Origin of the sequence: Janthinobacterium aestuarii, from assembly GCF_046113285.1 — a bacterium.
Classification (GTDB): Bacteria; Pseudomonadota; Gammaproteobacteria; order Burkholderiales; family Burkholderiaceae_D; genus Janthinobacterium.
This window is the reverse complement of record NZ_CP142524.1, coordinates 304,768-330,862: the sequence shown is the minus strand read 5'-3', so window position 1 is coordinate 330,862 and position 26,095 is coordinate 304,768. Positions and strand designations below refer to the sequence as shown.

Below are 26,095 nucleotides of genomic sequence, written 5' to 3'. Positions count from 1 at the left end.
TCGCACCTGAGCGATGACCTCTGTGTTAGCGGTGTTGAGGGTCTGACCCCGGCCTTTTCGCCGTTCGGACTTATTTCCGAAAGCTCCTGACCGCGTCATTGGCATTCTCGGCAATGACTTGTTGCAGCTTAGGCTGCTTCGCGTATTTCACGCGCAAGCGCTTCCACTGCCGCTGCGCCTGACCGCACGAGCTGGCCACGGCTTGCGTGATCTCGCGCTGGCGCGCCTTGTCGTTGTCATCCCATTCGCCGGCGAAGTGCTCGCACATCTGCGCATTTTCGACGAATTTCGCCACGTCTTGCGGCAGTTTTTCCTGCGCGCCAGCCAGAAGGGGCAGGCAGGCGAACATGACGGCAAACAGCAGCTTCATCCGATTCTCCTTACTTGCCGATGCAGAAACGGCTGAAGATCACGCCCAGCAAATCGTCAGGCGAAAACTCGCCCGTGATGCTCGACAGCTGCACCTGCGCCAGGCGCAGCTCTTCGGCGAACAGGTCCAGCGACTGGTCGTCCTGCGCCGCGTGCGCGGCGGCGATATCGAGATGCTTGCCGGCCGATTTCAAGGCGATCAGATGGCGTTCACGCGCCAGGTACAGCGATTCGCCCGTCTGCTGCCAGCCGGCGATGCGCAACAGTTCCGCGCGCAGCAGGTCGATACCGATGTGCTCGTGCGCCGACAGATACACGTGGGTGGCGTCCGGCATGTTGTCGACGCCGGGCTTGTGGCCCGACAGGTCGATCTTGTTCCACACGCGCACCACGGGCACGCCTTCCGGGAAGGCGGCGACGATGGTTTCATCGGCCAGTGTCGGGCCATGATCTGCGTCAAGCAGGTGCAAAATCACGTCCGCCTTGCCAATTTCTCCCCAGGTGCGCTCGATGCCGATGCGCTCGACGGCATCAATGGTGTCGCCCGCGCTGCGGATGCCGGCCGTGTCGATGATGTTGAGCGGAATGCCTTCGATCTGGATGGTTTCGCTGACCTTGTCGCGCGTGGTGCCGGCGATCGGCGTGACGATGGCCACGTCGGCGCCCGCCAGCGCGTTCAACAGCGACGACTTGCCCACGTTCGGCTGGCCGGCCAGCACCACGTTCAGGCCTTCGCGCAGCAGCGCACCCTGCGCCGCCTGGGCAAACACTTTATTCAACGCTTCGATGACGGCTTTCAACTGGCCGCGCGCATTCGATTTTTCCAGAAAATCGATTTCCTCTTCCGGGAAGTCCAGGGTTGCCTCGACCAGCATCCTTAAACCCGTCACCTGTTCCACCAGCGCGTGGATGGTGTTCGAGAACGCGCCCGACAGCGATTGCGAGGCGGACTTGGCCGCCGCTTCCGTCGAGGCGTCGATCAGGTCCGCCACGGCTTCGGCTTGCGCCAGGTCCAGCTTGTCATTGAGAAAAGCGCGGCGCGTGAATTCGCCCGGTTCTGCCAGACGCAGGCCGCTGTCCTTGCCCGCTTCGAGCACGCGCGCCAGCAGCAGCTGCAGCACGATGGGGCCGCCGTGGCCCTGCAATTCCAGCACGTCTTCGCCCGTGTAGGAATGCGGGCCCTTGAAGTGGATGGCGATGCCCTGGTCGATGATGCTGCCATCGGCTTCCGTGAACGGCAGATAGGTGGCGTGGCGCGGTTTCAGCGTTTGCGCGCCGAACAGGGCCGTCATCAGCGGGGCGAGATTTTTGCCGGAGGCGCGTACCACGCCGATGCCGCCGCGCCCGGGAGCGGTGGCGATGGCGGCGATAGGGGAAGAGTCGAGTTTCATGGGGATATTGTAATAGGTACGGCAAGGGAAGGTGCAGCAACGTAGGTCGGCTTAGCGCGCAGCGCGTAAGCCGACGCAGCACACGCTGGCGATAGTGTCGGATTACGCGTGGCCTTGCCACGCTAATCCGACCTACAAGAATTAAAAAGCCCGCACTAGGCGGGCTTTTACTTCGCTAACCCTGCTTACACAGTGGACGGCGCGTATTTCTTGGTGATCACCCATTGCTGGCCGATCGACAGGACGTTGTTGACGACCCAGTAGAGTACCAGGCCCGACGGGAAGAAGAAGAACATCACCGAGAATGCCAACGGCATGAACAACATCATCTTCGCTTGCATCGGATCGGCCGGGGCCGGGTTCAGCTTGGTCGTGATGTACATCGAGATCGCGTACAGCACCGGCAGGATGCACCATGGGTCATGCTGGGCCAGGTCGGTGATCCAGCCGATCCATGGCGCGCCGCGGATTTCCACGGACGCGTTCAGCACCCAGTACAGGGCGATAAAGACGGGCATCTGGATCAGGATCGGCAGGCAGCCGCCCAGCGGATTGATCTTTTCCGTCTTGTACAGCTCCATCGTGGCCTGGTTCATCTTTTGCGGATCGCCTTTGTAGCGCTCGCGGATCGCCTGCATCTTCGGCGTGACCAGTTTCATCTTGGCCATGCTGCGGTAGCCAGCGGCCGACAGGGGGAAGAAGGCCAGCTTGATCAGGATCGTGAAGGCGATGATGGTCCAGCCCCAGTTACCGAGCACGCTGTGGATGTGTTCCATGACCCAGAAGATCGGCTTGGCGATGATGGTCAGCCAGCCGTAATCCTTGACCAGTTCCAGGCCAGGCGAAACGTTTTCCAGCAGGTGCGCGATTTGCGGACCCGAGTACAGCTTGCTGTCCATGCTGGCCGTGGCGCCTGGCGCCAGGGTAGGCAATGGCAGCACGTTGCCGATGGCGTACAGGTTGGTGCCGAGCTTTTTCGTGAAGATGTCGCGCTTGGCGTTTTCAGGCGGAACGAAAGCCGAGACGAAGAAGTGTTGCGAAATCGCAAACCAGCCGCCATTCGCCGTGGCCGGATGCAGGCCTTTCATGGCGTTGTCGTTGCCCTTCTTCTCGTCTTCCACGGCCGCTTTTTCGATTTTCTCGAACGTCAGCTTCTGGTACTTGTCTTGCGGCGTGTACAGGGTCGGACCCGTGAAGCTGCTGTTGAAGAACGAGTCGCCGACCGGCTTGTTGCCGTCATGCGTCAGTTGCAGATACAGCTGCGGCGTGACAGGGGCCGCGCCCACGTTGGCCACGTCGTGGCGCACGTCGATGACGTAGTCGCCGCGCTTGAACGTAAACGTCTTGGTCAGCTTGACGCCGCCTTCGACCGCTTCCATCACCAGTTGCACTTGCTTGCCGTCACCGAGGGTGCGCACGCCAGGCTGCACGGTGAAACCGCTCGCGTGGGTAGGGAAAGGACCGCCGACCAGGCCCGATTGCGCCAGGTAGGTGTGGTTCGCGCCTTCGTCGAACAGCACTTCGTTTTGCTTGCCTTCATCAGGCTGGCACCATTTGAACAGGCCGAAGCAGCCGCCGAACCAGCCCGGATTGCCCGCGCCCTTGAACTTCAGCAATTCCAGACGCTTGACCTGGCCGCCCAGGGTGTCGATATCGACCTTGATGACGTCGGTGGTGATGGTAATCACTTCGCGCTTGAACGCGGCGGGATCGGTCGCTTCGCCAGGCACGGCGGTCGCGCCGGCAGCAGCCAGGGCGGCCGTCTTGGCCGGGGTGACAGGCGCCTTGGCGGTTTGTTCCGTGTTCGCGGAGAACATCGACGGCTTGCCGTTCGAGATCATCCATTCGTTCCAGAGAATTACCAGCGAGACGGAAAACACGATCCACAGGATGGTACGTTTATTGATATCCATTAGGGTATTTGTCAGGAGTGGTTGCAACCGCAAGCGGTCGTTGAAGATTGTTTGCCATCGGCCGGCGGCACCGGGTCGACGCCCCCTTCATTCCAGGGGTGGCAACGGCACAGGCGCTTGGCAGCCAGCAGGCTGCCCTTGGCCGTACCGTGCACGCGCAGCGCTTCCATCGCGTAATGCGAACAGCTCGGATAGAAACGGCAATTCTGTCCCAGCATGGGGCTGATCAGCAACTGATAAGCACGCAGCAGGAACAGCAGCAGGGTTTTCATGGCGCGGATGGTGGTGGCGCAGCAACAGAACGGGCCTGGGCGGCGATTTGCGCCGCGAACAGGCGGCTCAATTCTTCACGCAGCTCGGCTTTGAGCTTGCTCGTGGTGGCCGGGCCATCCTTGCTGTTGACGGCGCGCGACAAACGCACCACGCAGTCGACCGGCGGCATCGCGCTGTTGCGAAACAGCTCGCGCGTGACGCGCTTGATCGTGTTGCGGGTCGCCGCGCGCGGCGCGAAACGCTTGGCCACAACGACGCCCAGCCGCGCATGCGGCAATTGATTGTGTCGGGTGTACAGCACAAAATGCGCTGTTTTTTGCGAAGGGCGCAAACGAAAAACGGATGAAAATTCATCCGTTTTAACGATACGCCGAAAGCGCGCGAAGTCGTGTGAACCTTCGCGTTGATTGCCGACTGGAGTACAGCTAGCCACGCGATCAGCTGTCAACGACAAGCCTAGACGGCCAGACGTTTGCGGCCCTTTGCGCGACGTGCGTTGAGCACATCACGGCCACCACGGGTAGCCATACGAGCGCGGAAGCCGTGCGTACGCTTGCGGCGAACGACGGAAGGTTGGTAAGTACGTTTCATGTTGGTCTCGCTAAAAACAAAAAAAATGCAAAATCGGGTCTGACGTCCCGTCAGTTTTTGGTGCCAATGACAATCGCGCACTTATGCCAAGGCACAAGCTGGCCAATCTCATCGCCCGCTTGAACGCGCACCAAATCGACTACGCGGAGCGATTTGCGGCCTCCGGTGCTCACTGTGCCTTCGCACAGTTGCGCGCCTCAGCCACAACTCATCACCGCTCGCTACGATTTGGTACTGCGTCGTTAATCCACGCTTAGTCCATATTGTCGTTCCAAATGAATAAACACGGAATACGGGCGGGGAACCCTGAATTATTCAGCATATGCCCCCCTCTTGTCAAGGATTGCCGTGATCGTCTGGAAATTTGCGCGCGGCTCCCCACCTGCGCCGCAGGCCGCGCCAGCACTGCCTGTGACGGGATAACCGGGGGATAAGTCGCTTCTTATACACATGGCGCCCCACCCCGCCACACAAAAATAAGCGTCGTGCCTGTGGATAACTTTGTCAGTCGGGAGTAGAATAGCGCGTTACGTGTGGCGAGCCCTCGCGCGACGCCGGCCTTGCAACACGGTGACCGCAGGGCAGAATCGATACGCCCTCCCACACCTTTTCACATAGACATACATGGATAATTTCTGGCAGGCCTGTTCCGCGCAGTTGGAACTGGAGCTGACACCGCAACAATTCAGTGCGTGGATCAAACCGCTTATCCCTCTCGATTACGAAGAGGGCAAGCTGCGCATTGCTGCGCCCAATCGCTTCAAGCTCGATTGGGTCAAGACCCAGTTCGCCAGCCGCATCACGGCGCTGGCCATACAGTACTTCGAAGCGCCGACGGAAGTGCAGTTCGTGCTCGACCCGCGCCTGGCCCTGCCGAAAAAGCCAGTCACCGCCAGCACCCCGGCCAGCGATCCGAATGGCGGCGCGCCCAGCGCCCGCCCGGCGGAGCCGCAGCCGAGCGTGCCGGAACTGAGCATCGGCGCCGCGCCGCGACGCGAGCAAAGCCGCATCAACACCGACCTGACCTTCGACAGCTTCGTGACCGGCAAGGCCAACCAGCTGGCGCGCGCCGCCGCCATCCAGGTGGCGAACAATCCGGGCGTGTCGTATAACCCGCTGTTCTTCTACGGCGGCGTCGGCCTGGGTAAAACCCACTTGATCCACGCCATCGGCAACCAGGTGATGGCCGACAATCCGGGCGCGAAGATCCGCTACATCCACGCGGAACAGTACGTCCGCGACGTAGTGACCGCTTACCAGCGCAAGGGTTTCGACGATTTCAAGCACTACTATCACTCGCTCGACATGCTGCTGATCGATGATATCCAGTTCTTTGGCGGCAAGAGCCGCACGCAGGAAGAGTTTTTCTATGCGTTCGAGGCATTAATTGCTGCGAAGAAACAGATCATCATCACCTCGGATACGTATCCGAAGGAAATCACGGGCATGGACGACCGCCTGATTTCGCGCTTCGACTCGGGCCTGACGGTGGCCATCGAACCGCCGGAACTGGAAATGCGCGTGGCGATTCTGTTGAAAAAAGCCAAGCAGGAAGGCGTGACCTTCTCCGATGACGTGGCCTTCTTTGTCGCCAAGCACCTGCGCTCGAACGTGCGCGAGCTGGAAGGTGCGCTGCGCAAAATTCTGGCGTACTCGCGCTTCCATGGCAAAGATATAACGATTGATATCGTCAAGGAAGCCTTGAAGGACTTGCTGTCGGTGCAGAACCGCCAGATTTCCGTGGAAAACATCCAGAAAACCGTGGCCGACTTCTTCAATATCAAGGTTGCCGACATGTATTCGAAGCGCCGCCCCGCGAATATCGCCCGGCCGCGCCAGATCGCCATGTACCTGGCCAAGGAATTGACACAGAAGAGCCTGCCGGAAATCGGCGAGCTGTTCGGCGGCCGCGACCACACCACGGTGCTGCATGCCGTGCGCAAGATCGCGCTGGACCGCACCAAGAATCCGGAATGCAACCATGAACTGCATGTGCTGGAGCAAACATTGAAAGGCTAAGAACGCCTGACCAAACCTACTGCGCGTCGCGATTCGCGGCCTCCGATGCTCACTGTGCTAAAGCACAGCTCCGCGTCTCGGCCACGACTCACTGCCGCTCGCTACGGTTTTGTCAGGCGTTGCAAGCACGACTGGGCAAGACTGGCTCAAAACGTGCTTTACCCTTATTATCTGGGAGGGCGCCGCAGCCGGTCTGTCGGGGCTCCCTATGGCAAGAATTGTTAAATTAATACGTTAAACGTCGTACTGTTCAACCTATACATTGAGGATAAATATGCAATTGGTCAAAACCACCCGAGATACCCTTCTCCGGCCACTGCAGATCGTGAGCGGTATTGTCGAGCGTCGGCACACTATGCCGATTCTGGCCAATATCCTCATCCGCAAAGACGGTGAAAATGTCTCCTTCCTGTCGACCGACACCGAAGTGCAGATCACCACGCACGCGGAAATCGGTTCCGGCGCGGACGTCACCGGTACCACCGTGGCCGCGCGCAAGCTGCTCGACATTTTGCGCGCGCTGCCCGAATCGGGCGACGTCACGATGACCCTGCTCAACAAGCGCCTGACCGTGCAAACGGGCAAGTCGCGCTTCGCGCTGCAAACCCTGGCGGCGGAAGAGTTTCCAACCGTGCAACAGGCGGAGAGCTACAACGCGTCCGTCACCCTGCCCCAGAAAACGCTGAAGCACCTGTTCAACATGGTGCATTTCTCAATGGCGCAGCAAGACATCCGCTATTACCTGAACGGCTTGCTGCTGGTTCTGGATGGCAATAATGTCATCGCCGTGGCCACCGACGGCCACCGCCTGGCGTTTTGCCAGGTCGCCACCGAGCAGACGTTCGCGCGCCAGGAAGTGATTATTCCGCGCAAGACCATCATCGAACTGCAGCGCCTGCTGGAAGAGAACGATGAGCCGGTGCAGCTGGACATTGCCGCCAACCAGGTGAAACTGACCTTTGCCGACATCGAGCTGATCTCGAAGCTGGTGGAAGGCAAGTTCCCCGACTATACGCGCGTGATTCCTAAAGGCTACAAGAACGACTTCACCATCGGCCGCGATGAACTGCTGCGCTCGCTGCAACGTGCCGCCATCATGACCAGCGACAAGTTCAAGGGCGTGCGCTGCATCATCACCCCGGGCAGCATGAAGATCAGCTCGACCAATGCGGACCAGGAAGAAGCCGTCGAAGAGCTGGAAATCGACTACGGCGGCGATTCCGTCGACATCGGCTTCAACGTGACGTATCTGCTGGACGTGCTGAACAACCTGAAATGCGAATACGTCAACATCGCGCTGGGCGACTCGAACTCGTCCGCCCTGATCTCCATCCCGGACAATGCCGACTTCAAGTATGTCGTCATGCCGATGCGGATCTAAAGACCACAGCAGTGACGTAGGTCGGATGAGCGCAGCGTCATCCGACATGCTGAGCGCCGTCTGTCGGGTTACGCCGTTCCGGCTAACCCGACCTGCGGTCATCAGCCAGCAGCCCCGAATCAATCAGCAATCGTTATTTGAGAAAGCAGTCCATGTCCGAGAATCCACAAGACACCCCGATCCAGGCCAAAACGGAAGAATACGGCGCCGCCTCCATCCAGATCCTGGAAGGCCTGGAAGCCGTACGCAAACGCCCGGGCATGTACATTGGCGACACCTCGGACGGCACCGGCTTGCACCATCTGGTATTCGAAGTGCTGGACAACTCCATCGATGAATCGCTGGCCGGCCACTGCACGGAAATCCACGTCACCATCCACAGCGACAATTCGATCTCGATCACCGACAATGGCCGCGGCGTGCCGACCGGCCTGAAAATGGACGACAAGCACGACCCGAAGCGTTCGGCGGCGGAAATCGTCATGACGGAACTGCACGCGGGCGGCAAGTTCGACCAGAACTCCTATAAAGTCTCGGGCGGTTTGCACGGCGTGGGCGTGTCCTGCGTGAATGGCCTGTCGAAATTGCTGAAACTGACCATCCGCCGCGACGGCAAGGTCCATTACATGGAATTCGTGCGCGGCGTGCCGCAGGACCGCCAGATCGTCATGGTCGGCGACGTCGCCACCTCCCCGATCAAGGTCATCGGCGACACCGACAAGCGCGGCACCGACGTGCATTTCTGGGCCGATGAAGAGATTTTCACGCACGTGGAATTCCACTACGAAATCCTGGCCAAGCGCATCCGCGAACTGTCCTTCCTGAACAATGGCGTCAACATCAAGTTGTCCGACCAGCGCACGGGCAAGGAAGAAATCTTCGCTTTCGAAGGCGGCACGCGCGGCTTCGTCGAATACATCAACAAGGCCAAATCGGTCTTGCACCCGACCATTTTCCAGGCTACGGGCGAGCGCCTGTCGGACCAGAATACGAACATCTCGGTCGACGTGTCGATGCAGTGGAACGATGCCTACAATGAACAGGTGTTGTGCTTCACGAATAACATCCCGCAACGCGACGGCGGCACCCACCTGACGGGCTTGCGCGCGGCCATGACGCGCGTGATCAACAAATACATCGATGAACACGAGTTCGCCAAGAAGGCGAAAGTGGAAATCAGCGGCGACGACATGCGCGAAGGCCTGACCTGCGTCTTGTCGGTGAAAGTGCCGGAACCGAAATTCTCGTCGCAGACGAAAGACAAGCTGGTATCGAGCGAAGTGCGCGGTCCTGTCGAAGAGATCGTCGCCAAGACCCTGGCCGATTACCTGCAAGAAAAACCGAACGACGCCAAGATCATCTGCGGCAAGATCGTCGAAGCGGCACGTGCCCGTGAAGCGGCCCGCAAGGCCCGCGATTTGACGCGCCGCAAAGGCATCATGGATGGCCTGGGCCTGTCGGCCAAGCTGGCCGACTGCCAGGAAAAAGACCCCGCCCTGTGCGAACTGTACATCGTCGAGGGTGACTCGGCAGGCGGCTCGGCAAAACAGGGACGCGACCGAAAGTTCCAGGCGATCCTGCCGTTGCGCGGTAAAGTCTTGAACGTGGAAAAAGCCCGTTTCGAGAAAATGCTGTCGTCGGAGCAGATCACCACCCTGATCGCCACCCTCGGCACCTCGATCGGACCGGACGAATTCAACGTCGAGAAGCTGCGCTACCACCGCATCATCATCATGACCGATGCGGACGTCGACGGCGCCCACATCCGTACCCTGCTGCTGACCCTGTTCTACCGCCAGATGCCGCAACTGGTCGAGCGCGGCCACATCTACATCGCGCAACCGCCGCTGTACAAGGTGAAAGCGGGCCGCGACGAGCGCTATCTGAAAGATGACGCCGAAGAAGCGAGCTACATGATGACGGTGGCGCTGAACACGGCCGTGCTGGTGCCGCGCACAGGCGCGGAAGGCATTTCCGGCGACACCCTGACGGAACTGGTGCGCAAGTTCAACCTGTCGAACACCATCATGACGCGTCTGACGCGCGTCATCGACCGCGCCGCCCTGACGGCCATCATGACGGGCGTGCAGCTGGACCTGTCGACCCTGGACCTGGCGGAAGCTTCCGCCCTGGCCCTGCAGACGGCCATCAACGACAGCGCAGTGAAAGTGCATGTGCGTTCCGACGACTTATCGGAAAAACACATGCTGCGCATCGAGCGCATGCACCACGGTAACATCAAAGTCAGCGCCATCGACGCCGACTTCGTGCAAGGCCCGGACTACGCCGTGCTGAGCAGCGGCGCCGCCACCTTCGAAGGCCTGATCGGCGAAGGCGCGTTTGTCCGCCGCGGCGAAGGCGAGCGCATGAAGGAAATCGCCGTGGTCGACTTCCACCAAGCCATGCAATGGCTGCGCGACGAAGCCGAACGCACCGTCTCGAAACAGCGCTACAAAGGTCTGGGCGAAATGAACCCGGACCAGCTGTGGGAAACGACGATGGACCCGACCGTGCGCCGCCTGTTGAAAGTGCAGATCGAAGACGCCATTGCGGCGGACCAGATCTTCACGACCCTGATGGGCGACGACGTGGAACCACGCCGCGCGTTCATTGAAAACAACGCGTTGCGCGCGGGGAATATTGACGTGTAAGCCAGCTTTCCCTGGTTTCCATTACTGCCAAGGCGGCCCTCTTCAGGGCCGCTTTTTTATGCCTGCCAGCATGGCACCAGCGCATTGACATACTTGCTAAAAGCAAGCAATAATCTGCCATAAGCAAGTATATGGAAGGCGTCAGATGCATACGGACCAACTCGGCCAACGCACGGAGATCGTGCGCCGTTTTAATCGTTTTTATACGCGCCAGATTGGCGTGCTGCATGAACACCTGCTGGACAGCGCATTCTCTCTGACGGAAGTGCGCATCCTCTACGAACTGGCGCACCGGGAGCAATTGACCAGTGCGGACCTGTGCCGCGAGCTGGGCTTGAACGCGGGCTATCTGAGCCGGGTGATTGCCGGGTTCGAAAAGCAGGGGCTGATCGCCAAGACGCGCTCGCCGACGGATGCGCGCGCCACGCAATTGCAGCTGACCGAACAGGGACAGCTCACCCTCGCGCCGCTGATCGAGGCATCGCGGCGCGAAGTGGCGGCCATGCTGGAGCGCTTGCCGCCGACGGCGCAGCAGGAGTTGGTCGCGGCCATGGAGCAAATCCAGGGCTTGCTGGGGGAGCCATCGCCCAGCTCATCGCCCAGCTATATCCTGCGCAATCCGCAGCCGGGCGACATGGGCTGGATCATCCACCGGCAAGCCGTGCTGTATGCGCAGGAGTATGGCTGGAACAACGAGTACGAGGCACTCGTTGCCGAGATTCTCGCCAAATTCGTGCGGGAATTCGATCCTGCCCGCGAGCGCTGCTGGATCGCCGAGAAGGACGGCAAGGTGATCGGTTCCGTCTTCATCGTGCGCCAGGATGACACGACGGCCAAGCTGCGCCTGTTGTATGTCGATCCCTGCGCGCGCGGCCTGGGCATCGGCAGCCGCCTGGTCGATGAATGCCTGCGCTTCAGCCGCCAGGTCGGCTACACGAAAATGGTGTTGTGGACCAATAGCATCCTCACCGATGCCCGGCGCATCTACGACAAGGCCGGCTTCCAGCTGGTCGAAGAAGAGGCGCATCACAGCTTTGGCAAGGACCTGGTTGGCCAGGTGCTGGCACGCGAGCTGTGACGCCCCTCGCCGCCGCGCCGCCGTACGCCACTGTGGCGGCGGCAGTACACTGGCCGCCGTTTTCCTCGCCCGGATCACCACTGCCCCCAAGAAACCAGTACACTAGTTCCTGAGCGCAACTAGTTTTGTACGCGCGTCATGCCGCCTGCCGTTGCCGGGAGGCGCCCTTGCCGCAAGGCACGTTGTCTCTGGACAAATGTCATGTTCACTTCGCGCAGCCTGTCGCCTGCCTTCTATTACTTGTTCTTTTCAGGAGAACGGGAGCAGCAGCAGCGCTTTTTCAAGGAACTGCATTTCATTTCGATAGCCATCCTGACGTTTGGCCTGGCTTGCTGGCTGGTCACGTTCAGCCTGACCTTGTCGCGCGCCTCGCTCGATCATGCGCAGGCGGCGCTGGGCGTGACGGGCATGCTGGCCGGGCTGCTGCTGACTGTGTATGCGAAGTCCTTGCAGGCGATTATCACCAGCGGCACCATCAGCGTGCTGTTCATCGCTTTCGGCTTTCGCGTGCTGATGCTGGGCACGGAAGACCCCGCTTTCTGGGTATTGCCGCTGGGCGTGATGATCACGCTGACGACGGCGCCCATCTTCAGCGGCATCGCGTATTACCTGGGCGTGTCGCTATGCGTCTGGGCCATCCTGGGGCTGGGGCAGTTTCCCGTGCATGCGGGCCAGGCCGACCAGCATTGGCCCGTGCTGGCCGTCACCATCAGCGTGATCATCGGTCTTGCGCTGAACATCTATTTTCTCGTCTTGCGCATCCATAACTACCGCGCCCAGCGCGAGCTGGCGACGATGGCCTACAAGGATGGCTTGACCGGACTCAATAACCGGCGCATGTTCACGCAAAGCGCCCGCGTCCTGCAGCGCACGGCGCGCACGCCCGCGTATTTCCTGATGATCGACATCGACGACTTCAAGCAGATCAATGACGTGCATGGCCATGACGTGGGCGACGAAGTGCTGAAAAGGATCGCCGAGGTGATCGCGGGGCTGTCGGGCGATCACCTGTGCGGCCGCCTGGGCGGCGAGGAATTTGCCGTCATCTACGTGGGTGAAAAGAACGCGGCCTGCGCCTTTGCCGCGCAGCTGGTCGATGCGGTCGAGGCGGCTTTCGTGCCGGAACGCAAGGTGTCCGTCAGCATCGGCATGGCGGAACTGATCAAGGAAGCGGACTTGTCGCACAGCTACCGGCGCGCCGATGAATCCTTGTACCAGGCCAAGAAAAACGGCAAGAACCGCTACGTGTTCAACGCCGCCTGAATACCGCCGTCCGTCGTCGCGTCGAGCAGCGCCAGCAAGGTTTGCGGCGCAATCTTCCACGGCTCGCGCTGCTCGGGATCCACCTCGCACCAGCTGTCCTGCGCGCCGATCTTGAGGATGGTCAAGGGAATGTTCTTGCTCTCAAAGAAGGCCAGCATGCGGCGGAGCAGTTGGCTGACCCTGGCATGGTCTTCCAGGTATAAAGAACAGGTATAGAAACAGCCCTTCTCTCCCATGCGCAACTTCCTGGCCGCCCCGACACGCGAGTGGAGCACGTACTTGTGCAAGAACTCGGTCACGACTTCATCGTCGACTGGCATACTGCAGGAAATGGTGATCTTGGCCATGGCAAGCGGGACAGTGATTCAATAGACTAGCTTAGCAGAAAGCGTTTCATTCCTGAAATGCTAAGATCGCGGCGCGCGCATGCCGGCGCCCGGACCGGCATGGCCTCTCGACCAGGATTGCCATTGAACATACGCCTCATTTATCCCCTGCTGTCGCTGTGCGCGGCTCTGGGCACGTCACCGTTTGCGCTGGCGCAAACGCAAGCGACCGAAGACGCCGCCTTCGCGGCCGCCACCGTGCCTGTCTCCGTGCCATCGCCGCCGCTCAGCCTGAACGAGCATCCACAAATTCGCGCCGGCGTCTTCAAGCTGCTCGGTTATGCGCGCGGCAACTACACGCAGGGCGATACCCTGATCGCGCTCCAGGTACTCGACAGCATGCGTTCGCTGCCAGACATCCAGCGCACCATGCTGCCCGACGGGCGTTCCGTGCTGGCGTCCATCAACCCCGACACACACGGCGCGCAGCGCGCCGCCATGCTGTTCGATCCGCAACGCAAGCTGTTGGCCCTGGGCCTCGTCAACGGTCATTGCCAGGCCGCCATCGGCGATGCCTTGCCCGCTTGCCTGCCGTCCACCCACGCCATGCTGACGGTGTTCGTGCCGCCAGGCGCGGAGGACGAGATGGCCGCGCCGCTGCTCGTGTGGGCGCGGCAACTGCCGCCCATGCTGGCGCAGGCTGCGCCGGAACAGCGGCAAAGCATTGCTGCGGTGGAATACATCACCACTCTTCCCGGCCAGCCCGGCTGGGAGCCGCGCGACGTGCCGCCCGGCTTTCCCCCCAGCTTGCTGCACCTGTTGCTGCCGAGCGCGGAATTGAATAGCAGCGCCAGCGGCGGCAAGCTCATTGCACCGGCGGGCCTGGCCGGTTTGCCCATGCGCACGCCTGCGGAAGCGGCCGAGGCCGGCGACGAGCCCATGCCCGATGCCAGCATCACCATGCGCAGCTATGCCGATTTCCACTGGGTGCTCAACACCTATGCCAAGCTGGCCAAAGGCGCGCAAGTGCAGGGCCATGACGACAAGGTCGTGTTCACGGGCAGCGATACGAGCGGCCGCTACACGGTGACCTTGCGCGAACCGGGCAAGAAAGACAGCGTGTTCATCACCGTGGCCATCTGGCGGAAAAATTAAGGAAGGCGAACAGGGAAAGCATTGCCATTACGCACAAGAGCATGGCATTTTGGCATTTTGCGGTATGATTTCCGGCCGTGCGGCGCGGCCCGATCCCTGCCTTGCCCACCCTGCCCTTCAAGCCAGCCACGCTTGCGTCGCATCCTGCCCTAAGGAATTCATATGTTCGGTTTTAACTTGCGTGTTGCCAAGATGGTATGGACGGCGTTCCTCATCGCCTTCCTGCTCTTTCTCACCTACAAGGTCTCGTCGACCCTGATCGTGGTCGTCTTTGCCATTTTCTTCAGCTACCTCGTGTATCCGCTGATCGGACTGCTGGAGCGCCATGGCCCGAAACGCCTGCCGCGCACAGCCGCCATCGGCATCGTCTTCCTCGTGGTGATCTTGCTGGTGGCGGTGCTGGGGTCCATCTTCGGGTCGCGCATCGAGGAAGAGGCGATCAAGCTCAGCGATCAGCTGCCGACCTTGCTCAAGGGGAATAATTTTGCCGAACGCATCCCATTGCCCGAATTCATGGAACCGTTGCGCGCGCGCCTGCTGTCCTTCATGCAGACGCAGCTGAGCAGCGGTACGGGACAAGCCATGCCGCTGGCGAAGGAACTGGGCTTGACCGTCATGCATGCGGCCAGCAACCTGATCTATCTGGTGCTGGTGCCCGTGCTGAGCTTTTTGCTGATCAAGGAAGGCCCTGACATGCGCGACGGCTTGCTGTCCCTGCTGAACCGCCCGAACAAGAAACTCTGGGGCGCCATCATCGATGACCTCGACATCCTGCTGTCGCGCTATGTGCGCGCCCTGCTGCTGTTGTCGATCGCCACGTTTGTCTCCTACAGCATCGCCTTTTCCCTGATGGGCGTGCCGTACAGCCTGCTGCTGGCCGGCGCGGCCGCCCTGCTGGAATTCATCCCGTTTGCCGGTCCGCTGGCGGCGGCCGTCATCGCCGTGGTCGTGGCCGGTTTCAGCGGCTTCGAGCACGTGTTCTGGCTGATCGGCTTTATCGCCGCCTACCGTTTGTTCCAGGATTACGTGGTCAACCCGTATTTGATGAGCGAAGGCGTGGAAGTGAGCCCGCTGATGGTCATCGTCGGCTTGCTGGCCGGCGACCAGTTGGGTGGCGTGGTCGGCATCTTCCTGTCCGTGCCCGTGATGGCGGCCATCAAGATCGTCTTCGTGCGCGCGCGCGCGGCCTTGCAGGCGCGCCATGATGCACTGGAAAAAGCGGAACAGGCGGCAGAGGAAGCGCGCGCCCAGGCCTTGGCCGAGGCGGCGCTATTGCAGGAACAGGGCAGCAAGGCGGCCCTGGAACCTCGCTAAGTTAGAACTCTTCCCATTCGCCGCTGCTGTCTGCAGCGGGCTTGGCAGCACGTGGCTGGGCCGGAGCGGCTGCCGAGGCAGTACGGCTTGGCGTCAGGCGCAACGCCGGGCGTTTCAAGGCCGTGCTGGCGGCGGCCACGACAGGCTTGCGCAAGGCAGGCTTGGCCGCTGCCGGGCCGCTGTGGTTGGCGTCGAGTTTAAAAATGCTGACCATCTCGGCCAGCGCCGCCGCCTGCTCCTGCATCGACTCCGAGGCGGCTGCCGCTTCTTCCACCAGCGCCGCATTCTGTTGCGTCACGGTATCCATTTCCGCCACGGCTTGATTGATCTGGCCGATGCCCAGTTCCTGCTCGCGGCCGGCGGCGCTGATTTCGCCCATGATGTCCGTCACGCGGCGGATGCTGGAGACGATCTCATCCATCGTCGTGCCCGTCTGGCTGACCAGCGCGCTGCCGGCGCCCACGTTCTGTACCGATGCTTCGATCAGCATCTTGATGTCCTTGGCGGCGGAAGCCGAGCGGTGCGCCAGGTTGCGTACTTCCGTGGCGACGACGGCAAAGCCACGGCCTTGCTCGCCGGCGCGGGCCGCTTCCACGGCCGCGTTCAGGGCCAGGATGTTGGTCTGGAAGGCGATGCCGTCGATCACGCCGATGATGTCGGCGATCTTTTTCGACGATTCGCTGATGGTGCCCATGGTATCGACCACTTGCGCCACCAGTGCGCCGCCTTTCACCGCCACGTCCGAAGCGGAAACGGCCAGCTGGTTGGCCTGGCGCGCATTGTCGGAATTCTGCTTGACGGTCGAGGTCAGCTCTTCCAGCGACGAGGCCGTTTCTTCCAGGCTCGACGCTTGCTGTTCCGTGCGGCTCGATAAGTCCAGGTTGCCCGAGGCGATTTCATTGCTGGCCGTGGCGATGGCACCGCTGCCGTCGCGCACGCCGCGCACGGTGGTCGACAGGCGTTCCTGCATTTTCTGCAAGCCCGTCAGCAAGGCGCCCATCTCGTCGTGGCGCGTGATGACGATGTCGTTGGCCAGGTTGCCGTCGGAAATGGCGCCGAAATGGCGCAGGGCCTGGTCCAGCGGGCCAAAGATGGCGCGCAGCAGCAAGAAGCTGGAAATAATCGTCAGCAAGGCGCCCACTATCATGCCGCCGATGGCCATGGTCACCTGGGTGCGGAAGCTGGACTGGCTTTCCGCATACATCTTGGCGGCCGAGCTGGCCTGATATTGCGTCAAGGTTTCAGCGGCCTGGTCAAGGGTGCGGTACAGCGGCGTCAGCCCTTTCATCATCAAGCCGTCCGCTTGCGCGATGTTGCCTTCACGCAAAGCCTTGCTCATGGTCAGCACGCCATTGTTCATGTAATCGCTGCGCTTCTTGTCCATGTCGTCGGACAGGCGCTTTTCTTCCGCGCTCTGCGGCAAGGCCAGGTACACCTTCCACGACTTGTTGGATGCTTCCAGAAATTGTTCCGCGCGGGCCAGGGTATCCTTGGCATCGGGCGCGTCCGGGTGCACCATCACGCGGTCCATCGTGAACCGCGCGCGGCCCAGGGCAATTTGCGATTCGCCGATCGCTTGCGTCGAGGCCAGCTGATTGCTGTAGACCTCGTTGAGGCTGTTGTTGGCCGATTTTAGGCTGATGATGCTCATCACGCCCAGCAAGGCGATCAACACGCCCAGCACACTCATGGTAGCGATCAGACGCATTTTTATTGTTATATTCGACAGCATGCAGTTTTCCTTGGTAAGGGCGCGACCGTGCCACCGCCTGCCGGACGAGATAGCGGCAAACGCCAGATGGGCGGATCACGTGAATTGTTCAGGACAGGTCGATACGGCGTGTGCGGCGGCAGGGGGAAGGCGGCCCGCGCATATCGTCAGGAGTGCAAGACAGGGCAACGAGGTCGAGGTTTCCTGTACTTTTAATTTCCTGACTGCAAGATACAGGGAAAGATTACCAGTAGCAACATCCGTCTGGAATTTTCACGCTTTGTAACAAGCGGATGATGTTTTTTGCGCAGAACTGGCATTCCGCTGACGTGCGCGGTCGCTTGGGAATGCCATTTATGCTAGCCATCTAGTTAATACATGGTTTCTTCGATGAGCTGGCCATCGTCGCGAAAATACTGAAACCGGCCCGTTTTCTTGCCCATGTTGTAGGCGCCGATCTGCTTCGGCTTTCCGTTCTGGAAATTCTCGATATTGACGCCATGCAGCACGCCCTTGTGCCAGTTGCGGTGAAATTGCGGCAGTTCGCCATCGGGATACAACAGGGTTTCCGCACCATCGCGCTTGCCGTCGGCAAACGTGCCCTGGTAACGCCGCTTGCCGTCCGGATAAAAACTTTCCATCGTGCCATCGAGGACACCGAGGCGGTAATGTTCGACCAGTTCCAGCCGGCCATCGGCCGCATACTGCTCCAGCTTGCCATCGGGTTTGCCATTGAGCATGGTCAACACTTGCCAGCCGCCGTCCGGCGTCGATTTCTTCCATGGCCCCTGTTTGATGTCATCGGCATAGTCGCCGCCACCGCCAGGTTCCACCCACTGGCCCTGCTTCTTGCCATTCACATAACTACCCTGCCATTGCACCACGCCACCGGCGCGGCGCTCGCTGGGGCCGTCCAGACGGTCTTTTACGAAATGGTCGTAACCGGTGTAGCTGTGCATGTCCGCTGCGCGCCATTCGGCCACGCCCGGGCGCACTTCCCAGCGCCCCGTGCGCTGGCCCCGCTGCATCATGCCCGTGGTGGTCTCGTCGCCGCTTGCATACGTCCACAGCCCCTCGGCCTTGTCGTCGACAAAAGCGCCAGACGAGCGAATGGTATTGGGCTCTTCGTAATGCCATACGCCGGTGCGCTTGCCCTGCGCATACAGGCCGCGGGCAAACACGCTGCCCACGCAACAATTGACGTCGTACTCGATGAATGGCCCGTCCTGGCTGCCGGCAAAGCGTTGCGGCTGTGTTTCCCAGGTGATCCATTTGATGTGATAACTGGGCGCGAAGCCCCCTTCCCAGCCCTTGCCCAGCAGATACGTGACGGTCAGATAATGGCCATCCTTTTCCTGGTACGTCTTTTTATAGGCAAACGCGGGGGCGTCGGCCGGCTTGCCGGGCAATAATTCACCATCGATATTGAAATAGCCGGCCAGGGTGCCGTGCGCATGCTCGATGGCGTCGAACCCGGCCACGCCCGTAGGCGCGTAGGCGATGCTGTAGTCGATCAACTGCAAGGAGGCCAGCGCGGCGCGCACCTGCGCCTCGTCCATGGTTGTTGCGCCGCGCACGATGGCATCCAGCGCGGGCTGCAAGGCCGGCACCTTGAACATCTTGCCGCCGCTGCGCTCGTAGCGGTAGGCATGCAAGCCGTAGGGTTTGTCACTGCGCGCGCCACTACGGCTGAGCACGAACGTGGTTTCGCCCTCGCTGTCGAGATCCAGCTGGAACACGGCCTCGATGCTGGCCTGGCCGTACTTGTCCAGGTTCATGCGTTTTTCACTGATGCCGTTGCACTGGCAATAGTAACCGTTGACCTCGCCATTTTCCCGCAGGAAAGCCAGCACCACGCCGCCGTCGCGGCGCTCGACGGCGCTGGCGTAGGCCATGGGCGCACCCTCATAAAAACGCGGCGCGGCCTGGGCCGGCGCCAGGGTACCCCAGGCCAGCGCCATGGCCATCGTGCTCATCCAAAATGTGTACCGCATGTCAACTCCACTGCCGAAAGCCGCCATTATGCATGGCCATCAGGCAAGACCGGACACCCCAGGACGCCGGCCAAACAGCGGCCGCTGCACCGTCTGCGCCAGCAGCACGCCCAGCAGCGAGATGCCGCCGCCGACCAGGTGATAGAGATGCATGCTTTCATGCAGCCAGACGATGGCCAGCAAGGCCGTCAGCAGGGGCAGCAGATTGACGTAGATGCTGCAGCGGTTCGGTCCCAGCAATTTGACGCCCTCGATCCACAGGTAGGACAGCACGATGGATGAGCCGATGCCCGCATAGCCGATCAGGGGCAAGGTGGTGGCGTCCAGCCGGGCGCTGCCAGGCGGCAGCAGCAGGAACAGCGGCAGCATGCACACCAGGGCCGCCAGCGCCTGGCAATAAATAGCTTGCCAGGCGGGAATGGACAGACGCCAGCGGCGCAGCAGCACGCCGTACAGGGCAAAGCTCAGGCAGGCCAGCAGCATCAGCGCATCGCCCGCATGCACGCCCTGCTGCAGCAAGGCCAGCACGTCGCCGCGCCCCACCAGGTACAGCAAGCCGCCAAACGACAGCACGCCGCCGGCCGCCATGCCGACCGTCAACCGCTCGCCCAGCAGCAGCACGCTGAGCAGGGCCGTCATCAGGGGCGCGAGCGCCGTGACGATGGCCATATTCGTCGCCGTCGTCGATTCGGCGGCGCGGTAGGACAGGCTCTGGAACAGCGCCATCGACATCAGGCCGCACAGGGCCAGCTGCCACCACTGGCGGCGGATAGCGGCGCGGTTGCGCCACAGGGGATGGGCGATAAACGGCGTCATCACCAGCAAGACCAGCACCAGCCGATAAAACGTGATGGCCGTGGGGGCGATGCTGGACGCGGCCAGCTTCGAGACGACGACGTTGCCGGCCCACAGCAGCATGGCCAGAAAAGGATACAGATAGGCGCGCACAGGCATGCGTAGCTCCAGGAATAGTTGCGGGGAACCATCATGCCGCAGGCGCGCCGCGCCTTCTCGCGCTAAGATGTCCATACCTATCGCAAAACTGACGCTCTTTTTATGGATTGCACCTCCCCCGCCTTTCAGGAATTGCTGCCCGTCACGGCGCGCGCCATGGCGCTGGCCGTCGACTATGCGCATGGCCACGTGATTTCCGTACACCGCCACACGCACGCGCAATTGCTGTACGCCATCGAGGGCGTGATGACCATCGAGGCGCAGGGCGGGCGCTGGGTGGTGCCGCCCACGCGCGGCGTGTGGCTGCAACCCGGTATCGCGCACCAGGTGCGCATGAGCGGCACCGTGAAAATGCGCACGGTGTTCGTCAACTGCGCCAATTCTCCATTGCTGCCTGGCCACAGTTGCGTGCTCGACATCAGCCCCCTGCTGCGGCAACTGATCGTGGCCGCCGTCGACATCGCGCCCGATTTTACGGAAGGCAGCCGCGACTGGCATCTGCTGCAATTGCTGTTGCACGAACTGGGCAGCCTGCCTGTGCTGCCCCTGTATCTGCCCTTGCCTGCGGACGCGCGCCTGCGCGGCATCTGCGCGCGGCTGATGGAACAGCCGGGCGAACAGCTGACGGTGGCGCACTGGGCGCAAGAACTGGCGATCACCGAGCGCAGCCTGCACCGCTTGTTCCAGAAGCAGACGGGCTTGCGCTTTGGCCAGTGGCGCCAGCAGGCGCGGCTGCTGCGGGCGCTGGAGCAATTGGCGCGCGGCGGCAAGGTCATCGACGTGGCCATGGACAATGGCTACACGAGCCAAAGCGCATTTGCCGCCATGTTCAAAAAGCATTTCGGCACGACGCCGACCGCGTTTTACCAGGCAAAAGTCATCGCGGCATAAAAAAAATGCTGCTATGCATCAATAATCATGGGCGATAAGCGCCGGGCTTGTTATCATCGCAAGCCTTATCGCACCGCGCCCATCCTGGCAGCGGTGTTGACCTCAATCACACCACCATGACACAGAATTTCTTCCAGACTTTTATCCTGCTTTTGCTCGTCACCGATCCATTCGGCAACGTTTCCCTGTTCGTCAACGCCCTGAAACGGGTACCGATCGAGCGGCGCTGGAAAGTCGTGGTGCGTGAATGCCTGATCGCCTTCGGCATCTTGCTGCTGTTTATGTTCTTCGGCCGCCATTTCCTGAACGCCTTGCAATTGTCGGAAGTGGCGCTGCGCATCGGCGGCGGCGTGATTTTATTCCTGATCGCCATGCGCATGGTGTTTCCGCAGCCAAACGCGGGCAATAGCGACCACGAGATGGGCGGCGAGCCGTTCATCGTGCCGCTGGCCATCCCCGCGCTGGCCGGCCCGTCGGCCCTGGCCACCGTGCTGCTGTTTTCCTCGCATGAAGTCAATGAAGTGATCGCCCACGTGGCGGGCTTGACGGCCGTGGCCGTCGTCTGGCTGGCCGTCTTCCTGTGCGCCGAACGCTTGCAGCGGGCGCTCGGTCCAAGGGTCATGACGGCGTTCGAGCGCCTGATGGGCTTGATCCTGACGGCGATGGCCATTGAAATGCTGCTGGCCGGCATACGCGCGTTCCTGAAGTCCGTTTAACATAGAGCATTCATACACTGGAGGAATCACCATGAGCCGTTGCGCCCACATTTGCCTGATGGCCGATTACAACCAGTGGATGAATGCCAAGGTCTATGCGGCGGCCGCCAGCCTGCCGCCCGGCGAACTGCAGCGCGAGCGGGGCGCCTTTTTCGGCTCCCTGCTGGCCACCCTGAACCACGTGATGGTGGGCGATACCTTGTGGCTGCAGCGCTACGCGAAACATCCGGCCGGTTTCCCCCTGCTCGATCCCATCCGCGCCATCACGCCGCCCGCGTCGCTCACGCAGCCGCTGTTCGCGGCCGACGATTTTGCCGCCATGCACGCGCACCGGCAATGGCTGGACCAGGTCATCATCGACTGGGCCGCGTCCATCCGCGAAGAAGACCTCGACCATTTGCTCGATTACCGCAACAGCAAGGGGCCTAACCGGCGCGAGTTTTTCAGCCTGCTCATGCATTTCTTTAACCACCAGACGCATCACCGGGGTCAGGCCAGCACCTTGCTGTCGCAAGCGGGCGTGGACATCGGCGACACGGATTTACTGTTTCGCATCCCCAACCATCTTGCCGACTGACGGCGGGCGGTACAGCCACGCTTTCACGGCAATCGCTGCCAGCGCCAGCCCGCCCAGCAGCGCGCCGCAGGCCAGCGCCCCCGGCATGCCATAGGACTCGATGGCCATGCCGCCGGCCAGCGCGCCCAGCGTCACGCCCAGGTTGATGGCGGCGATATACACGCCGATGGCGAACGCGGGCGCCTCGCGCGCTTCGCTGCTGAGCCATACTTGCGTGACGATCAGCCCGCTCGTATGCGCGGCGCCCCAGAACAGCAGCAACACGGCCAGCGCCGCCCAGCCGATGCCCGTGCCCGCATGCCGGTACAACAGCCAGTACGCCAGCCCCAGCAGCACGGGCTGCAGCAAGACCGTGCGCAGCACGTGCATGCCCAGCTGGCGCCCCGCAAACAGATTGCCCGCCACGCCGCCCACGCCAAACACCACCAGCGCCAGCCCCGTCTGGCGCGCCGACAAGCCCGCCTCCTGCTGCAGATACGCGGCCGCATACGCATACACGGCAAACATGGCGGCAAACACCAGCACGGCGGCGGCGATGGTGAACCACAGCGCAGGTTTGCGCAGCACGGCCAGCTGGCGGCCATACGCCATCGGCGCCTCGCGCGGCGTGTCGGGCAAGAACACATATAAGCCCAGCGCGGCCAGCGCATTGACGAGGGCGCACGCGAGGAACGATGCCTCATAGCCATATTGGGCAGCGATCCAGGTGGTCAGCGGGATGCCCAGCACCATGCCCATGCTGGTGCCAGTGAACGCATGCGCGCCGGCCCGCGCCGCATCGCGCGGCGGATACAGGGCGGCGGCGGCCACCATGGCCAGCGAGAAATACACGGGGTGGAACAGGGCCGGCACGATGCGCAGCGCCAGCAGCAGCCCGAAGCGCGGTGCATACGCCGAGGCCACGCTGGCCAGGGCAAACACGAGCAGCGAGACGATCAGCACGCTCTTGCGGCGCCACCGCGTGGCCAGCAGCACGAGGAAGGGGCCGCCCACGGCGATCACCAGCGCGAACAGGCTCACCAGCGAACCCGCCTGCGCGGCCGTCACCCCGTAACGCTGCATGATCATCGGCAAGATGCCGACCACGCCAAACTCGATGCAATACACGCCGAACAGACCCAGCGCGAGGAAGACGATGGGGTGCGGGCGCGTCATGGCATTTCCTTGGCGCCATACACTGCCTGGCACAGTTCCGTGACGAACGGTCCCGCCATGCCCTCCAATGCCGTATTCGTAAACGCCACCACGGACAGTTCCTGCGCCGGGTCGACAAACCACGAGTGGCCATACGTGCCGCCCATGCGCCACGTGCCCGCAGACTCCGGCGTGGCGGCGGCAAGCGGGTCCGTCAAGACCGTGAACCCCAGGCCGAAGCCGCGTCCCGGCCAGAACGGCAAGTCGAAACCGCCCGTCTGGTTTGCTCCCATCTGGCGCGCCAGCGCTGGCGGCAGCAGCGGCGCGCCGCCCAGTCGCAGGGTTTCCAGCAGGCGCATGAAATCGGGGGCGGAGCCGACCATGCCGGCGCCGCCGGACGGATACGCGTGCGCGTCGAGCGCCCTTGCTGGCGACAAGGTAAAGCCGGCCATGCCTTCGAGAAACGGCAGATGGTCTTCCCCCTCGTCCAGCAAACGGCGCGGCCGGGCTTCTTCCGCTGCGCGGTCCGCATACGCGACGGCCAGGCGCGCCGCGTCCGTGGCCATAAAACCCGTGTCGTGCATGGCCAGCGGCGCCGTCACCAGCTGTGCCACGGCCTGCGCCAGCGGCAAACCCGTCACCGCTTCGATCACGGCGCCCAGCACGTCGGTGGCGATCGAATACGCCCAGCGCGCACCCGGTGCAGACGCGAGCGGCACGGTAGCGAGGCGGCGCAGGTTGTCCTCCAGGGAAATGCGGGACGCGTCCATGCCGTCCGACACGCCCGCCCGTGCATACGCCCCGCCCGGCGGCTGGAAAAAGCCGTAGTCGAGCCCGGCCGTGTGCGTGAGCAAGTGGCGCACGGTCATCGCCGCCACGGCGCCGTCCGGCTGGCGCGGCGCAAAATACGGCAGCCAGCGCGCCACCGGGTCGTCCAGGCCCAGGCGGTTCTGCCCCACCAGCGCCAGCGCGGCCGTGGAGACGATGGGTTTGCTGACCGAGGCCAGGCGGAAGACGGCGTCTTCCTCCATGGGCGTGCCCGCTTCGCGGTCCAGGTGGCCGGCGGCGCGGCGATAGATTTCCTGGCCACACTGGCGCACCAGCACCACGGCGCCCACCAGGCGCTGCTGATGCAGCACGGCATCAAGCAAGGGGTCAATGCGGGCGGCCAAGGCCGCGGGAGAGAAGTTGTACATCATGGCTCAGCCTTTCAAATGATCAGGCTGCCAAGGTAAGCGAGACGCGATCAAAGAAAAACAGGCTATAGTTTCTGTCTGTGCGGACGTTGACATCCGCAATCAAAAGGAAAACCATGGATAATCTGGCGGGATTCACGGCCTTCGTGCAGGCGGCGGAAACGCGCAGTTTTGTCGCGGCGGGCCGGGTGCTCGGCATTTCCGCCTCGGCCGTGGGCAAGAGCATCGCGCGGCTGGAAGAGCGGCTCGGCGTGCGTCTGTTTCACCGCAGCACGCGCAGCATTGCGCTGACCAGCGAGGGTACCGTGTTTCTCGAGCGCTGCCGGCGCATCCTGGGCGAAATCGAAGCGGCCGAGCTGGAGTTATCGAACAGCAAGCGCGCGCCGCAAGGCCGGCTGCGCGTCAGCCTGCCGCAGGTGGGCAGCCTGCTCAATCCCGTGCTGGCGGCCTTTGCGCGTGCCTATCCGCAGGTGGAACTCGACCTCGATTTCAGCGACCGCCGGGTCGACGTCATCGAAGAGGGATATGACGCCGTCGTGCGCGCGGGAGAAAGCGCCGACAGCCGTTTGATGAGCCGCCAGCTGGGCCAGTTCCAGCTGCAACTGGTGGCCTCGCCAGCCTATCTGGCGCGCAACGGCACGCCCGCGCTGCCGGCCGACCTGGCCCGCCACACTTGTTTGCTGTACAAGTTTCCCAGCAGCGGCAAGGTCGAGGCGTGGCCCTTGCCCGAGTGGCATGCCCTGCACGCGGCCGGCTTGCCGACTGTGCTCAACTGCAACAATGTCGACACCCTGCTGCACTTTGCCGAAAGCGGCCTGGGCATCGCCGCCCTGCCCGACTTTGCCGCGCGCGCGGCGCTGACGGCGGGCCGCTTGCAGCCGGTGCTGGACGCGCACCGCCGGCACGATGGCGCCTTTCGCATCCTGTGGCCCAGCAGCCGCCACCTGACGCCGAAACTGCGCGCCTTCATCGACTTCCTCGCCATGCACGTGTTTCCGGAAAACTAAGCCCGCACCCGGCGCCGCGCTCGTTGTTTCCACACGACAACTTATTTAATTTGCTACCATTTTTTAAACTTTTCGCGGACTTGATACAAGTTTTTGTATTGCAGTGCGGAATTTTGAGGAACAATTACAGGCTGGCTGCCCTTACGTATAAACCCGTAGCCTTGGCCTGTCGACGTTTTCCCTCACTTCCG

23 protein-coding genes are annotated in these 26,095 nt (G+C 62.0%); 11 read left to right on the top strand and 12 right to left on the bottom strand.

The genetic code is table 11. From position 1 onward, the window contains the following. Window positions 1-70 precede the first annotated feature (70 nt). The 6 genes from OX462_RS01435 to rpmH all read right to left on the bottom strand — a co-directional run bounded on the left by OX462_RS01435 (window position 71) and on the right by rpmH (window position 4,537). Entirely contained in the window at window positions 71-370 is a 300-nt protein-coding gene (locus OX462_RS01435) for a hypothetical protein (protein ID WP_070310264.1), read from the bottom strand. 10 nt (window positions 371-380) lie between these two features. After that, on the bottom strand, window positions 381-1,760 hold the full coding sequence (mnmE, locus tag OX462_RS01430) for a tRNA uridine-5-carboxymethylaminomethyl(34) synthesis GTPase MnmE (protein ID WP_070310263.1): 1,380 nt from the start codon (window positions 1,758-1,760) through the stop codon (window positions 381-383). Window positions 1,761-1,945: 185 nt separating this feature from the next. Beyond that, window positions 1,946-3,673, bottom strand: a complete 1,728-nt coding sequence (gene yidC / locus OX462_RS01425) for a membrane protein insertase YidC (protein ID WP_409027610.1) — start codon at window positions 3,671-3,673, stop codon at window positions 1,946-1,948. A gap of 11 nt (window positions 3,674-3,684) precedes the next feature. Beyond that, complete coding sequence (gene yidD, locus OX462_RS01420; protein WP_034754335.1) at window positions 3,685-3,945, bottom strand: membrane protein insertion efficiency factor YidD; 261 nt, start codon at window positions 3,943-3,945, stop codon at window positions 3,685-3,687. After that, window positions 3,942-4,379 (bottom strand): ribonuclease P protein component, encoded by a 438-nt coding sequence (rnpA, locus tag OX462_RS01415; RefSeq protein WP_071650299.1) that lies wholly within the window; start codon window positions 4,377-4,379, stop codon window positions 3,942-3,944. Before rnpA ends, yidD begins: the two co-directional genes overlap by 4 nt. Window positions 4,380-4,402: 23 nt before the next feature. Continuing rightward, entirely contained in the window at window positions 4,403-4,537 is a 135-nt protein-coding gene (gene rpmH / locus OX462_RS01410) for a 50S ribosomal protein L34 (protein WP_010401996.1), read from the bottom strand. A 624-nt stretch (window positions 4,538-5,161) separates the two neighbouring features. Between rpmH and dnaA the strand changes: the two genes are divergently transcribed. The 5 genes from dnaA to OX462_RS01385 all read left to right on the top strand — a co-directional run bounded on the left by dnaA (window position 5,162) and on the right by OX462_RS01385 (window position 12,929). Continuing rightward, complete coding sequence (dnaA, locus tag OX462_RS01405) at window positions 5,162-6,556, top strand: chromosomal replication initiator protein DnaA (protein WP_070224767.1); 1,395 nt, start codon at window positions 5,162-5,164, stop codon at window positions 6,554-6,556. Between the two features lie 274 nt (window positions 6,557-6,830). Further along, window positions 6,831-7,937 (top strand): DNA polymerase III subunit beta, encoded by a 1,107-nt coding sequence (gene dnaN / locus OX462_RS01400; RefSeq protein ID WP_034754341.1) that lies wholly within the window; start codon window positions 6,831-6,833, stop codon window positions 7,935-7,937. Window positions 7,938-8,089: 152 nt separating this feature from the next. Continuing rightward, window positions 8,090-10,588 carry a DNA topoisomerase (ATP-hydrolyzing) subunit B gene (gene gyrB, locus OX462_RS01395; RefSeq protein WP_409027609.1) on the top strand — a complete coding sequence of 833 codons (2,499 nt, stop codon included), beginning with the start codon at window positions 8,090-8,092 and terminating at the stop codon, window positions 10,586-10,588. 145 nt (window positions 10,589-10,733) lie between these two features. After that, window positions 10,734-11,666, top strand: coding sequence for a bifunctional helix-turn-helix transcriptional regulator/GNAT family N-acetyltransferase (locus tag OX462_RS01390; protein WP_409027608.1), 933 nt, complete (start codon window positions 10,734-10,736; stop codon window positions 11,664-11,666). Window positions 11,667-11,867: 201 nt separating this feature from the next. Beyond that, window positions 11,868-12,929: a GGDEF domain-containing protein gene (locus OX462_RS01385; protein ID WP_409027607.1), complete on the top strand. Its 1,062-nt coding sequence runs from the start codon at window positions 11,868-11,870 to the stop codon at window positions 12,927-12,929. Here the strand turns inward: OX462_RS01385 and OX462_RS01380 are convergent. Further along, on the bottom strand, window positions 12,908-13,228 hold the full coding sequence (locus tag OX462_RS01380; protein WP_409027606.1) for a hypothetical protein: 321 nt from the start codon (window positions 13,226-13,228) through the stop codon (window positions 12,908-12,910). The two genes, OX462_RS01385 and OX462_RS01380, sit on opposite strands and share 22 nt — an antisense overlap. A 171-nt stretch (window positions 13,229-13,399) precedes the next feature. On the opposite strand from OX462_RS01380, the gene OX462_RS01375 reads away from it, so the two are divergent. Further along, entirely contained in the window at window positions 13,400-14,410 is a 1,011-nt protein-coding gene (locus tag OX462_RS01375; protein WP_409027605.1) for a hypothetical protein, read from the top strand. Between the two features lie 162 nt (window positions 14,411-14,572). Continuing rightward, entirely contained in the window at window positions 14,573-15,724 is a 1,152-nt protein-coding gene (locus OX462_RS01370; RefSeq protein WP_099411359.1) for an AI-2E family transporter, read from the top strand. Between the two features lies 1 nt (window position 15,725). Here the strand turns inward: OX462_RS01370 and OX462_RS01365 are convergent, their stop codons facing one another. The 3 genes from OX462_RS01365 to OX462_RS01355 form a co-directional block, all read right to left on the bottom strand. Further along, window positions 15,726-17,456, bottom strand: coding sequence for a methyl-accepting chemotaxis protein (locus OX462_RS01365; RefSeq protein WP_070224774.1), 1,731 nt, complete (start codon window positions 17,454-17,456; stop codon window positions 15,726-15,728). Between the two features lie 350 nt (window positions 17,457-17,806). Further along, window positions 17,807-19,429, bottom strand: coding sequence for a toxin-antitoxin system YwqK family antitoxin (locus tag OX462_RS01360; RefSeq protein WP_409027604.1), 1,623 nt, complete (start codon window positions 19,427-19,429; stop codon window positions 17,807-17,809). A gap of 39 nt (window positions 19,430-19,468) precedes the next feature. Continuing rightward, complete coding sequence (locus OX462_RS01355) at window positions 19,469-20,383, bottom strand: DMT family transporter (protein WP_409027603.1); 915 nt, start codon at window positions 20,381-20,383, stop codon at window positions 19,469-19,471. A gap of 102 nt (window positions 20,384-20,485) precedes the next feature. Here OX462_RS01355 and OX462_RS01350 point away from each other — a divergent pair, with 102 nt between their 5' ends. From OX462_RS01350 to OX462_RS01340, 3 genes are all read left to right on the top strand, one after another. Continuing rightward, window positions 20,486-21,274, top strand: a complete 789-nt coding sequence (locus tag OX462_RS01350) for an AraC family transcriptional regulator (protein ID WP_409027602.1) — start codon at window positions 20,486-20,488, stop codon at window positions 21,272-21,274. Window positions 21,275-21,390: 116 nt separating this feature from the next. After that, entirely contained in the window at window positions 21,391-21,990 is a 600-nt protein-coding gene (locus OX462_RS01345; RefSeq protein WP_070224777.1) for a MarC family protein, read from the top strand. A gap of 31 nt (window positions 21,991-22,021) precedes the next feature. Further along, window positions 22,022-22,567, top strand: a complete 546-nt coding sequence (locus OX462_RS01340) for a DinB family protein (RefSeq protein WP_070310250.1) — start codon at window positions 22,022-22,024, stop codon at window positions 22,565-22,567. Here the strand turns inward: OX462_RS01340 and OX462_RS01335 are convergent. Both OX462_RS01335 and OX462_RS01330 read right to left on the bottom strand, forming a co-directional pair. After that, the gene (locus OX462_RS01335) at window positions 22,532-23,722 is read right to left on the bottom strand and encodes an MFS transporter (protein ID WP_409027601.1); all 1,191 of its coding nucleotides are present in this window, start codon (window positions 23,720-23,722) and stop codon (window positions 22,532-22,534) included. The genes OX462_RS01340 and OX462_RS01335 overlap by 36 nt on opposite strands. Next, window positions 23,719-24,900 carry a serine hydrolase domain-containing protein gene (locus OX462_RS01330; protein WP_205602306.1) on the bottom strand — a complete coding sequence of 394 codons (1,182 nt, stop codon included), beginning with the start codon at window positions 24,898-24,900 and terminating at the stop codon, window positions 23,719-23,721. The genes OX462_RS01335 and OX462_RS01330 overlap by 4 nt, the downstream gene beginning before the upstream one ends. Window positions 24,901-25,013: 113 nt before the next feature. On the opposite strand from OX462_RS01330, the gene OX462_RS01325 reads away from it, so the two are divergent. Continuing rightward, window positions 25,014-25,904, top strand: a complete 891-nt coding sequence (locus OX462_RS01325; RefSeq protein WP_121670671.1) for a LysR family transcriptional regulator — start codon at window positions 25,014-25,016, stop codon at window positions 25,902-25,904. The last annotated feature ends 191 nt before the right edge of the window (window positions 25,905-26,095 follow it).